Here is an 11275-nt window from a genome sequence, read left to right as displayed (position 1 = left end):
CCGGCGAGGCGGACATCAGATGCCTTCGGCCAGCTCGCGCGAGCGGTTGCGTGCCGCCTCCATCGCGGCGAGGAACGCCGCGCGCACCTTGTGGATCTCCAGCTCGCGCAGCGCCGAGGCGGTGGTGCCGCCGGGCGAGGTCACCTGCTCGCGCAGGACCGTCGGGTGGGTGCCCGTCTCGCGCAGCATCTTGCCGGAGCCGACGAGGGTCTGGATGACGAGCTCGCTCGCGGTGGTGCGCGGCAGGCCGAGGTGGACGCCGGCCTCGATCATCGACTCGACGACGAAGAAGATGTAGGCGGGGCCGGAGCCGGAGATCGCGGTGACGGCGTCCTGCTGGCGCTCGGGGATGCGGATGACCTTGCCGACCGAGGCCATCAGGCCCTCGGCCTCGGCGAGCTGGGCGTCGCTGCAGTGCGAGCCCGGCGAGATCGCCGACATGCCCTCGTCGACGAGGGCCGGCGTGTTGGGCATGACGCGTACGACGGCGACGCCCTCGGGCACGCGGCTCTCGATGAAGGCGGTGGTGATGCCGGCCGCGAGCGAGACGACCAGCTGGCCCGGGCGCAGCACCCCGCTGATCTCCGCGAGCAGGTCGCCCATGTCCTGGGGCTTGACCACGAGGGCCAACGTGTCGGCCTTGGTGGCGGCCTCGACGTTGGAGACGACGGCGACGCCGTACCTCTCCTCGAGCTCGCGGGCGCGCTCGGCGCGCTTCTCGCCGACGAGGAGGTGATCAACGCGGCGGCCGGCACGGACCAGGCCGGAGAGCAGGGTCTCGCCCATCACGCCGGCGCCGAGGATCGCGGTCTGCGAGCTCATGGTGGGACCTATCGCTTGGAGATCAGGGACTTCACGAAGAATGACAGGTTCTGCGGACGCTCGGCGAGGCGGCGCATCAGGTAGCCGTACCACTCCTGGCCGTAGGGCACGTAGACGCGGACGGTCTCGCCGCTGGCCGCGAGCCGCTTCTGCTCCTCGGGGCGGATGCCGAAGAGCATCTGGAACTCGTAGGTCTTCTGCGCGCGCCCGTAGCGACTGGCCAAGGAGGAGGCGATCTCGACCATCCGCGGGTCGTGCGTGGCGATCATCGGGTAGCCCTCGCCGGCGAGCAGCACCTTGAGGCACCGCACGTAGGACTTGTCGACGTCGATCTTGTCCTGGAAGGCCACGCTCTCGGGCTCGGCGTAGGCGCCCTTGCACAGCCGCACCCGCGAGCCCTCGTAGGCCAGCGAGCGGCAGTCCTGCTCGGTGCGGTGGAGGTAGGCCTGGAGCACCGCGCCGGTCTCCGGGAAGTCCTTGCGCAGGTCGCGCAGGATCGCCAGGGTCGCGTCGGTGGTGGTGTGGTCCTCCATGTCGAGGGTGACCGTCGTGCCGGCGTTGCGGGCGGCCCGGCAGATGGTGCGGGCGTTCTCGAGGGCGATCTTGTGGCCGTGGTCGGGCAGCAGCAGGCCGATCGCGGTCAGCTTGACCGACACCTCCGCGTGCCGGGGCAGGCCCTTGGTGGTGAGCTGGCGCAGGAGCTCGACGTAGGCGGCGACGGTCGCGTCGGCCTGCTCGACGTCGAAGGTGTCCTCCCCGAGGAAATCGAGGGTGATCTTGAGGTCGGCGTCGACCAGGTCGGCGGTCGCGGCGACGGCCGCCTCGGTGGTCTCCCCGGGGACGTAGCTCGTGACGATCCCGGAGGTGACGGGCAGGGTGGCGACGAGCCTCTTGACCCGGTCGCTCCGCGACAGGAGCAGGATCGGCTGGCGGAGCAGGGACATGGCGCCAGGTTACGCCGTGCGACGTCGCAGGGTCGCCGCCCCCAGGGCCAGGCCGGCGAGGACGAAGCCGGCCACGACCGCCAGGTCGGACCACACCTCGGCGGTCGTCGTCGCGAGGCTGAGGTGGCTCATCGCGTCGACGGCGTAGGACAGTGGGAGCACGTCGGAGACGGCGCCGAGGACGCCGGGAAGGTCGTCGCGGCCGACGATGAGGCCGCACAGCAGGATCTGCGGGATCACCAGCGCCGGCATGAACTGGACCGCCTGGAACTCCGTGCGCGCGAAGGCCGACACGAGCAGCCCGAGCGCCGTGCCGAGCAGGGCGTCGACGACCGCGACCACGGTGAGCAGCCACACGGGACCGGCCACCTCGAGGTCGAGGAGCCGGACGCTGATGCCGACGGCGAGGACCGACTGGACGGCGGCGACGACCGCGAACGCCACGGCGTAGCCGAGCAGGAAGTCCAGCTTGCCCATCGGCATCGCCAGGAGCCGCTCGAGGGTGCCGCTGGAGCGCTCGCGCAGCGTGGTCACGCTGGTCACCAGGAACATGATGGTGAACGGGAAGATCGCCAGCAGCGCGGGGCCGATGCGGTCGAAGACCCGGCTGTCGTTGGCGTACATCCACGACAGCAGCGCGATCAGCAGGCACGGCAGGAGGAGCAGCATCGCGAGCGTACGACGGTCCCGACGCAGCTGCGTGAGCACCCGGCGGGCGACGGCGAGGGTGGTCCGAGGGCTCACGGTGATCGCCTCGCCTCGACGAGCGTGAGGAACGCGGTCTCGATGTCGTCGGCGCCGACGGCCGCCTTGATCGCCGTGGGGCTGTCGTCGGCGAGGATCCGACCCTCGCGCATGAGCAGCAGGCGGTCGCAGCGCTCGGCCTCGTCCATGACGTGGCTGGAGACCAGCACCGCGGTGCCGTCGTCCGCGAGCCGGTGGAAGAGCGCCCACAGGTCGCGCCGCAGCACCGGGTCGAGACCGACCGTGGGCTCGTCGAGGACCAGCAGCCCCGGCGTGCCGAGCAGCGCGACCGCCAGGCTCACCCGGCTGCGCTGGCCGCCGCTGAGCTGCGCGACCACCGCATCGCTGGAGCTGCCGAGGTCGACCGCTGCCAGGACCCGCTCGACGTCGGCCCTCACGTCGGGGACGCGGAGCACCCGGGCGAAGAAGCGCAGGTTCTCCACCACCGTGAGGTCGTCGTAGACGCTGGCGGCCTGGGTCACGTAGCCGACCCGGTGTCGCAGCGGCTCGCTGCCGGCCGGCTCGCCGAGCACGGTCACGCTGCCCGCGGCGACCCGCTGCACGCCGACGATCGAGCGCAGCAGCGTCGACTTGCCGCACCCGGACGGTCCGAGCAGGCCGGTGACGCCGCCGCCGATCGTGAGGTCCAGGTCGGAGAGGACCGCGTGGCCACCACGGACGACCGTGAGTCCCCGGGCCTCGACGATCACGACGCGGGCACCACGAAGTGCTCGCGCGCGAAGTCGAGCGACTCGCGCAGATCGGTCTCGCGCTCCTCGCGGCTGTTGCAGCGGCGTGTGTTGATCTCGACGACGATCTCCCCGTCGAAGCCGACCTTGGCGAGGTAGTGCAGGAACGGCGCGGCGCCCATGGATCCGCGGCCGGGCACGAGGTGCTCGTCCTTGGCCGACCCGCTGCCGTCGGTGAGGTGGATGTGGCGCAGCCGGTCACCGAGTCGCTTGGCCATGTCGATCGGGTCGGAGGCCGCGATCGCCGCGTGCGAGAGGTCGATGGTGGTGTTGGCGTAGGGCTCCTCGGAGGGGTCCCAGCCGGGCAGGTACATCTCCATGCCGCGACGCGAGGAGGCCCGCCAGGGATACATGTTCTCGACGGCGAACCTGATGCCCGTGGAGTTCTCCAGGGCCGCGATGCCGTTGACGAAGTCGCGGGCGTAGTCCTTCTGCCACCGGAAGGGAGGGTGCACGACGACCACCTCGGCGCCGACGTCGGCCGCCATCTCCGCGGAGCGCTGGAGCTTGCCCCACGGCTCGGTGCCCCAGACCCGCTGGGTGAAGAGCAGGCACGGCGCGTGGATCGCGCTGACCGGGATCTCGTGGTGCTCGGAGAGCTGCTTGACCGCGGAGGTCTGCTGGCTCAGGGCGTCGATGCCCACCATCACCTCGACCGCGTCGTAGCCGAGCTGCGCGGCATAGGCGAAGGCGTGCGCGGACGACTCGGGATAGACCGAGGCGGTGGACAGTCCGATGCGCGGCGTCACCCGTCCAGCACGCTCATCGTGTCGATGCGCTCGAGGATGACGCCCTCGCGCAGCGCCCACGGGCAGATCTCGAGCTCGGCGAGGTCGAAGATGTCCATGCAGGCCTCGGCGACCAGCGCGCCGGGGACGATCTGGTGGGTGCGGCTCGGGGAGACACCGGGCAGGTCGGCCAGCTCCTCGGGCGTCATCGCGACCAGCTTGGGGATCCACTGCCGCAGCGCCTCGAGCTGCAGCGCTCGCGGCACCAGGGCGCCGTCGCCCGACGGAGCGGCCCCGCAGATGCGGGCCAACGAGCGGAAGGTCTTGGACGTCGCGGCCGCCCGGTGGGGCGTGCCGGCACGCAGCAGGTTGCCGGCGTCGCGGGCGATCTCGGTGCGGATCTGCTTGCGGATCTGGCGGATCCGGGTCTCGTCGAGCTCGCCGTCGAAGAAGGTGCGCGCCAGGCGGGCCGCGCCCAGCGGCAACGACCACGCGACGTCCGGGCGCTCGTCGGTGCCACCGGCGATCTCGAGCGAGCCGCCACCGATGTCGAAGACCGCCAGGCGGCCGGCCGACCAGCCGAACCACCGGCGTACGGCGAGGAAGGTCAGCCGCGCCTCGTCCTCACCGGAGAGCACGGTGATCTGCTCGCCCGTGCGCTCGCTCACGGTGCGCAGGACCGCGTCGGAGTTGACCGCGTCGCGCACCGCCGACGTGGCGAAGCTCAGCATGGCCTCGCAGCCCTTGTCCTCCGCGACGACCAGCGCCTCCGCCGTGAAGGCCGCCAGCGCGTCGATGCCGGCATGCGACACGGCCCCGGTCTCGTCGAGGTGCTCGGCGAGACGCAACGGCTGCTTGTAGGAGAAGGCCGGCAGGGGTGCTGCGCCGTCGTGTGCGTCGACCACCAGCAGGTGGCCGGTGTTGGAACCGATGTCCAGGACGCCCAGGCGCATGGGACAAACCTACCGCCACCGCCACCTCCGGGCCGCGTAGGCTCAGGCGCATGCCCGAAGTCGACCTGGTCTTTCCGCGCGCCTTCGTGGAGTTCGTCAACCCGGCCGACGAGACCGAGGTGATGCGCTGCGACCTCACCTGGCTGACGTCGAGCTACATGTGCATCTTCGGCCAGGGCTGCCAGGGCATCTACGCCGACGCCCCCGACACCGGCTGCTGCACCCTCGGGGCGCACTTCGCCGACAAGGCCGACGAGAAGCGGGTGGCGGGCTTCGTCGCCCAGCTCGACGAGACCCAGTGGCAGTTCCACCCCGGGCGCGAGGTCAAGAAGAAGGACTGGATCGATACCGACGACGAGGGCGACCGCAAGACCCGCACGATCGAGGTCGACGGCCAGCAGGCCTGCGTCTTCCACAACCGCGCCGACTTCGCCCCGGGCGGCACCCCGGTCGGAGCGGGCTGCGCCCTGCACGGACTGGCGTTGCAGCAGGACCGCAACCCTCTCGAGACCAAGCCCGACGTGTGCTGGCAGCTGCCGATCCGCCGGCGCTTCCGCAACGTCGAGCGCCAGGACGGCAGCACCTACACCGAGGTGACGATCACCGAGTACGACCGCCGCGGCTGGGGTGCCGGCGGCCACGACCTCGACTGGTACTGCTCGGGCAACACCGAGGCCCACGTCGCCGTCGAGGCGGTCTACGTCACGCACGCCCCCGAGCTGACCGAGCTCATGGGCCCGGCGGCGTACGCCGAGCTGGTGCGGCACTGCGACGCCCACGTGCGCTCACGCTCGGCGCTCGCCCTGCACCCCGCCGACCCGCGCTGACCGATCCTCTGGGGTGGATCTGGTGCGCGCGGGGTGACGTCTCGACATCAAGAGACCCCGACCCCGCCTGCTGCCCGCCCCTGCCGTCTGACGCAGAATGACCGGCATGCGCCTGGACCATCTCTCTTTCGCAGCAGGGCCCGACGGCCTCGCCGGAACCGCCCAGCGTCTGGGCGAGCTCCTCGGTGGGGAGTTCATCGACGGGGGCATCCACCCCCGCTTCGGCACCCGCAACATGACGTTGCCACTCACCGACGGCACCTACCTCGAGGTCGTCGAGGTCCTCGACCACCCGGCCTCCGACAAGGCCCCCTTCGGCCAGGCCGTCCGCGCCCGCTCCGCCCTGGGTGGCGGCTGGCTCGGCTGGGTCGTCTCGGTCGACGACATCACCGTCGTCGAGCGGCGCCTGGGCCGCGACGCGGTCGTCGGCAGCCGGCACCGCCCCGACGGCACCGAGCTGCGCTGGCGCCAGATCGGCGTCAACGGCCTGATCTCCGACCCGCAGCTGCCGTTCTTCATCGAGTGGGAGTCCGACGCCGAGCTGCGTCCGTCCTCCGGCTCCGACGGCGACTTCTCCCTGGCCTGCCTCGAGATCGCCGGCGACCCGCAGCGCGTGAGCGAGTGGCTCGGCGAGAGCGTCGAGGCGCCCCTCGAGGACGTCAAGGTCGAGTGGGTCGCCCCCAACGGCACCCCCGGCATCCTCGCCGCCCAGTTCCAGACCCCGCGCGGCCTGGTCCGTCTCTGAGGTTGGCCCACACCGGCCCATCGGTGCCGCGCGGCACCGTCCCCAGCCCCAACATCTGGTCCCACACCGCGACCTACGAGATCGAGAACCGGGCCGTCGACCCTGACGGTCGCCTCGAGGCCGCGATCCACGCGCTCGTCGAGCTGCCCGGCGCCCACCTCCTCGACCTCGGCTGCGGCACCGGCTTCCACCTGCCCGGCTTCGCCGCCGCCGTCGGCCCCATGGGCTCGGTGACCGGCGTCGAGCCGCACCCCGACCTGCTCGCCCTCGCCCGTCGTCGTACGAAGGCCGTGGCGGGGGTCCGCGTCCTCCAGGGCACCGCCCAGGACGTGCCGCTCCCCGACCACAGCGTCGACGTCGTGCACGCGCGGTGGGCCTACTTCTTCGGCCCCGGCTGCGAGCCCGGCCTGGCCGAGCTCGACCGCGTCGTACGACGTGGGGGCACCGCGGTCGTCATCGACAACGACGGCTCCCGGTCGACCTTCGGCGCGTGGTTCCGCCGTGGCTACCCGCACCTGGCCTCGCCCGAGACGATCGAGCGCTTCTGGGCGACCCGCGGCTGGACCCGCACGCCGGTCGACATGGGGTGGCGCTTCACCTCCCGCGCCGACCTCGAGGCCGTCGTGCGGATCGAGCTCAAGCCCGACGTCGCCGACGAGGTGCTGCGCCACCACGAGGGCCTCGAGGTCGACTACGCGGTCAACGTGTGGTCGAAGGTGTTCTAGGCGGTCGGTCTGGGTCGTGGCGCGGCCGGGCGTCGGGTCGTGTGCCGCTCGCAGCGGCCCAGCGCGGTCTCCGGCCCACGACCCGCAGGCGACCCGCAGCCACCCCACCTAGCTGGAGCGGCGCACGGCCAGCGTGGGGACGAGCAGCTTGCCGGGAAGGATGCGCCGGGGGTGGGCCAGCAGGCCCTCGAGCGCGTTGACGACCTCGATCGCGACGTCCTCCAGCGGCTGGCGCACCGAGGTGAGGCCGGGGTGCATGACCTGCGCGGTCTGGGAGTCGTCGAAGCCGACGACCGCGACGTCCTCGCCGGCGTGCATGCCGCGCTCGGCGAGCGTGTGCATGACCCCCATCGCGAGGGTGTCGGAGGCGCAGACGAAGCCGGTGGGGCGGGCCTCGTCGAGCAGCACGGCGCTGGCCTCGCGGCCGCTGTTGACGGTGTCCTCGACGCGGGAGGCGAGACCCGTCGTCGGCAGGCCCCGCTCCTTGAGCGCACGGCTCCAGCCGGAGCGCCGGTCCTCGCCGATGAAGGAGTCCTTGCGCCAGCCGATCCAGGCGATCCGGGTGTGGCCCTTGTCGAGCAGGTGCTGCGTGGCGAGCTCGGCGCCGGCCGCGCCGTCGACGTCGACCCACGGGTGCGTCGCGGCCGGGTCGTCCCAGGGGCGGCCGAAGGCGACGAAGGGCGCCCGTCGCTCGCGCAGCCAGGCGGCCTGCGGGTTGCCGAGGTAGGTGTCGGTGACGACGAAGGCGTCGACCGCGGTCGAGCGCAGCAGGCCGTCGTAGCCGGACTCGGGATCGGTCGGGTCCCCCGAGAACAGCAGCACGTGGTAGCCGGCCTCCCGTGAGGTGTCCACCAACGAGTGCACGAAGCGGTCGGCCGCCGCGTTGGCGGTGAACTCCTGCACCGGGCTCATCCGCAGCCCGATCAGGTGGGAGGAGCGGGTGCGCAGGTTGCGGGCGGCACGGTTGGGCGAGTAGCCGAGCTCCTCGATCGCCTCCTGCACCCGCACCAGGGTGTCGGCGCGCAGGAGCTCGGGGTTGTTGACCGCGTTGGAGACGGTCTGGCGCGAGACGCCTGCGCGCTCCGCGACGTCGGCGAGGGTCGGGGGCACCGTGGGCGCCCGCCCGGGCATCCTCGTCATCACACCTCCGCCGGACTTGATCGTTCCAATGGGGATCATAAGGGAGTACGACGGCGCTCGCCCTCACCCCTAGGCGGATGGTCCACCGGGGCGCTGGTGGGCCGCGGAGCGGCTGTCGGTGCCAGGGCCTAGCGTTCGGTGCATGGCCAAGACCGCGCGACCCGCCTTCCGATGCAGCGAGTGCGGCTGGGAGACCGGCAAGTGGGTCGGGCGCTGCGGCGAGTGCCAGGCGTGGGGCTCGGTCGCCGAGGCCGCTGCTCCCACCATGCGCACCGCCGCCTCCGCCGTCACGACCGCTGCCGTGCCGATCACCGAGGTGTCGGTGAGCGAGTCGGCCTTCCGCGCCAGCGGCGTGCCCGAGCTCGACCGGGTGCTCGGGGGCGGACTGGTGCCCGGGGCCGCGATCCTGCTGGCCGGTGAGCCGGGCGTCGGCAAGAGCACCCTGCTCCTCGAGGTCGCGGCCCAGACCGCGGCCCGCAGCCACCGCACCCTCTACGTCACCGGCGAGGAGTCGGCCTCCCAGGTCCGGCTGCGCGCCGACCGCACCGGCGGTGTGCACGACGAGCTCTACCTCGCGGCCGAGACCGACCTCGGCGCCATCCTGACCCACATCGAGACCGTCCGTCCGACGCTGCTCGTCGTCGACTCGGTCCAGACCATAGGCGCGTCCGGGCTGGAGGGAGTCCCGGGCGGGGTCACCCAGGTCAAGGAGGTGGCCGCCGCGCTGATCCGCGTGGCCAAGACCCGCAACATCACCGTGGTCCTGGTCGGTCACGTCACCAAGGACGGCTCGATCGCGGGTCCGCGGGTGCTCGAGCACCTCGTCGACGTGGTGCTCCACTTCGAGGGCGACCGCAACTCCCGCTTCCGGATGGTCCGTGCCGTCAAGAACCGCTTCGGCCCCGTCGACGAGGTCGGCTGCTTCGACCTCGGCCCCGAGGGCATCACGGCCGTCACCGACCCGACCGGCCTCTTCATCGAGAACCACCACGGCCGGGTCTCCGGCACCTGCGTCGCCGTCACCATGGAGGGCCGGCGTCCGCTGCTCGCCGAGGTCCAGGCCCTGGTGACCCCGTCGGCGATGGAGCGTCCACGGCGTACGACGTCGGGGTTGGACGGCTCGCGCATCGCGATGGTCCTCGCCGTGCTCCAGCAGCACTGCGGGATCCGCCTGCACGCCCACGACGTCTTCGCCTCGACCGTCGGCGGCGCGCGGCTCGGCGAGCCGGCCAGCGACCTGGCCGTCGCGGTCGCCCTCGCCTCGGCCACCTTCGACAACGCTCCCCCGGCCGGGGTCGTCGCGATGGGCGAGATCGGCCTGGCCGGCGAGCTGCGCCGGGTGCGCGACCTGCCCCAGCGACTGGCCGAGGCGGCCCGGCTCGGCTTCCGCATGGCGGTCGTCCCGGCGGGTCCGTCGACCCCCGGTGGGGTGCGCCCGACCTCCAGCGACCGCACGGTCGACGGCATGCGGGTCATCGAGGCGCCCGACGTGGCGTCCGCCCTGCGGGTGCTCGGTGTCGCCCGACCGGCAAAGCGCGCGCTCCACGGCGTGGACGACGGCTAAACTCCTGCGAGGCCGACCGTGGCCATGTCTCAGCACCCAGGGAGCACCGTGCCAGTCGATCGAACCGATGAGGTCCTGCGCCTGCGCGAGACCCTCGCCTCCATCGCTCCCGGCACGTCCATGCGTGACGGTCTCGAGCGCATCCTGCGCGGGCGCACCGGCGCGCTGATCGTCATGGGCCACGACAAGACGGTCGACTCGATCGCGACCGGCGGCTTCACCCTCGACGTCCCCTTCACCGCCACCGGGCTGCGTGAGCTGGCCAAGATGGACGGCGCGATCATCGTCGACGGCGACCTGACCCGCATCCTGCGCGCCGCCGTGCACCTCATGCCCGACCACACCATCCCCTCGGAGGAGACCGGCACGCGACACCGCACCGCCGACCGCGTCGCCCGCCAGACCGGCTTCCCGGTGATCTCGGTGTCGCAGTCGATGCAGATCATCGCCGCCTACGTCGGCGAGACCCGCCACGTGCTCGAGGGCTCCGGCCAGATCCTCTCGCGGGCCAACCAGGCGCTGGCCACCCTCGAGCGCTACAAGCTGCGCCTCGACGAGGTGGCCAGCACCCTGTCGGCGCTGGAGATCGAGGACCTGGTGACCGTCCGCGACGTCGCCGTCGTCGCCCAGCGCCTCGAGATGGTCACCCGGATCGCCCGCGAGATCGACGACTACGTCCTCGAGCTCGGCACCGACGGCCGCCTGCTCTCCCTGCAGCTCGAGGAGCTCATCACCGGTGTCGACACCGAGCGCGAGCTGGTGATCCGCGACTACGTCGCCACCGGCCGCCGCAGCAAGAGCCCCGAGGAGCTGCTCAACCGCCTCGAGCTCCTCTCGGCCACCGAGCTCGTCGACCCGGCCGCCGCCGCGAAGGTCCTCGGCCTCGGCAGCAGCGAGCACCTCGACGGCGCGGTCGCCCCCCGCGGCTACCGCCTGCTCGCCAAGGTCCCCCGGCTGCCGTCCTCGGTCGTCGACCGGCTCGTCGAGCACTTCGGCACGCTGCAGAAGCTGCTCTCCGCCGGCATCGACGACCTCCAGGCCGTCGAGGGCGTCGGCGAGCTCCGCGCCCGCAGTGTCCGTGAGGGCCTCTCCCGTCTCGCCGAGTCGACGATCCTCGAGCGGTACGTCTAGCGGGGACACCTCAGCGGACCCGCTGATGGTGGTCGAGCGAGCCGCGCGGGTGAGGAACGAGCCCGCGACCGGCGTGTCGAGACCATCGCCGAGTCGGCGCGATGTTGCACCGCGTACGCCGAGTCGGCGCAATGTTGCAGCCGTGGCGCGGCGTCCGGGGTGGCCGCGAGGCAGTCGTGTACCCCAGCGAGCGCTCGAGCGCG

12 protein-coding genes are annotated in these 11275 nt (G+C 72.3%); 5 read left to right on the top strand and 7 right to left on the bottom strand.

From position 1 onward, the window contains the following. Nucleotides 1-15: 15 nt before the first annotated feature. The 6 genes from proC to AAG827_RS15410 are packed head-to-tail and all read right to left on the bottom strand — an operon-like array spanning nt 16 to nt 4940. Nucleotides 16-822: a pyrroline-5-carboxylate reductase gene (gene proC / locus AAG827_RS15435; protein WP_341927008.1), complete on the bottom strand. Its 807-nt coding sequence runs from the start codon at nt 820-822 to the stop codon at nt 16-18. Nucleotides 823-830: 8 nt separating this feature from the next. Further along, nucleotides 831-1760: a proline dehydrogenase family protein gene (locus AAG827_RS15430; protein WP_341927010.1), complete on the bottom strand. Its 930-nt coding sequence runs from the start codon at nt 1758-1760 to the stop codon at nt 831-833. Between the two features lie 15 nt (nt 1761-1775). Then, complete coding sequence (locus tag AAG827_RS15425) at nt 1776-2510, bottom strand: ABC transporter permease (RefSeq protein WP_341927007.1); 735 nt, start codon at nt 2508-2510, stop codon at nt 1776-1778. Beyond that, nucleotides 2507-3220, bottom strand: a complete 714-nt coding sequence (locus AAG827_RS15420) for an ABC transporter ATP-binding protein (RefSeq protein ID WP_341927004.1) — start codon at nt 3218-3220, stop codon at nt 2507-2509. Before AAG827_RS15420 ends, AAG827_RS15425 begins: the two co-directional genes overlap by 4 nt. Continuing rightward, nucleotides 3217-4008, bottom strand: coding sequence for a sugar phosphate isomerase/epimerase (locus AAG827_RS15415; RefSeq protein WP_341927003.1), 792 nt, complete (start codon nt 4006-4008; stop codon nt 3217-3219). Before AAG827_RS15415 ends, AAG827_RS15420 begins: the two co-directional genes overlap by 4 nt. After that, entirely contained in the window at nt 4005-4940 is a 936-nt protein-coding gene (locus AAG827_RS15410) for a Ppx/GppA phosphatase family protein (RefSeq protein ID WP_341927002.1), read from the bottom strand. Before AAG827_RS15410 ends, AAG827_RS15415 begins: the two co-directional genes overlap by 4 nt. A 50-nt stretch (nt 4941-4990) precedes the next feature. Between AAG827_RS15410 and AAG827_RS15405 the strand changes: the two genes are divergently transcribed. The 3 genes from AAG827_RS15405 (at nt 4991) to AAG827_RS15395 (ending at nt 7237) form a co-directional block, all read left to right on the top strand. After that, on the top strand, nt 4991-5767 hold the full coding sequence (locus AAG827_RS15405) for a hypothetical protein (RefSeq protein ID WP_341927001.1): 777 nt from the start codon (nt 4991-4993) through the stop codon (nt 5765-5767). Between the two features lie 106 nt (nt 5768-5873). Further along, entirely contained in the window at nt 5874-6512 is a 639-nt protein-coding gene (locus tag AAG827_RS15400; RefSeq protein ID WP_341927000.1) for a VOC family protein, read from the top strand. Nucleotides 6513-6535: 23 nt separating this feature from the next. Next, the gene (locus AAG827_RS15395; RefSeq protein ID WP_341926999.1) at nt 6536-7237 is read left to right on the top strand and encodes a methyltransferase domain-containing protein; all 702 of its coding nucleotides are present in this window, start codon (nt 6536-6538) and stop codon (nt 7235-7237) included. A 108-nt stretch (nt 7238-7345) separates the two neighbouring features. Here the strand turns inward: AAG827_RS15395 and AAG827_RS15390 are convergent, their stop codons facing one another. Then, nucleotides 7346-8377, bottom strand: a complete 1032-nt coding sequence (locus AAG827_RS15390; protein WP_341926998.1) for a LacI family DNA-binding transcriptional regulator — start codon at nt 8375-8377, stop codon at nt 7346-7348. A 142-nt stretch (nt 8378-8519) separates the two neighbouring features. On the opposite strand from AAG827_RS15390, the gene radA reads away from it, so the two are divergent. Both radA and disA read left to right on the top strand, forming a co-directional pair. Beyond that, a complete protein-coding gene (radA, locus tag AAG827_RS15385) occupies nt 8520-9941 on the top strand; it encodes a DNA repair protein RadA (protein WP_341926997.1) in 1422 nt (473 codons plus the stop codon). Between the two features lie 48 nt (nt 9942-9989). Then, complete coding sequence (gene disA / locus AAG827_RS15380; protein WP_341926996.1) at nt 9990-11072, top strand: DNA integrity scanning diadenylate cyclase DisA; 1083 nt, start codon at nt 9990-9992, stop codon at nt 11070-11072. Nucleotides 11073-11275 lie beyond the last annotated feature (203 nt).

This window comes from Nocardioides psychrotolerans (genome assembly GCF_943371775.1).
GTDB classification, from domain to species: Bacteria; Actinomycetota; Actinomycetes; order Propionibacteriales; family Nocardioidaceae; genus Nocardioides; species Nocardioides psychrotolerans_A.
Note: the sequence above shows the minus strand (reverse complement) of the source record. Positions and strands in the feature narration are given on the sequence as shown.

What these genes read in the sequence shown, in the direction of transcription:
- AAG827_RS15390 (WP_341926998.1), bottom strand. Translation starts at nt 8,377, where the DNA reads ATGACGAGGATGCCCGGGCGGGCGCCCACGGTGCCCCCGACCCTCGCC.
- AAG827_RS15405 (WP_341927001.1), top strand. Translation starts at nt 4,991, where the DNA reads ATGCCCGAAGTCGACCTGGTCTTTCCGCGCGCCTTCGTGGAGTTCGTC.
- proC (WP_341927008.1), bottom strand. Translation starts at nt 822, where the DNA reads ATGAGCTCGCAGACCGCGATCCTCGGCGCCGGCGTGATGGGCGAGACC.
- AAG827_RS15410 (WP_341927002.1), bottom strand. Translation starts at nt 4,940, where the DNA reads ATGCGCCTGGGCGTCCTGGACATCGGTTCCAACACCGGCCACCTGCTG.
- AAG827_RS15400 (WP_341927000.1), top strand. Translation starts at nt 5,874, where the DNA reads ATGCGCCTGGACCATCTCTCTTTCGCAGCAGGGCCCGACGGCCTCGCC.
- radA (WP_341926997.1), top strand. Translation starts at nt 8,520, where the DNA reads ATGGCCAAGACCGCGCGACCCGCCTTCCGATGCAGCGAGTGCGGCTGG.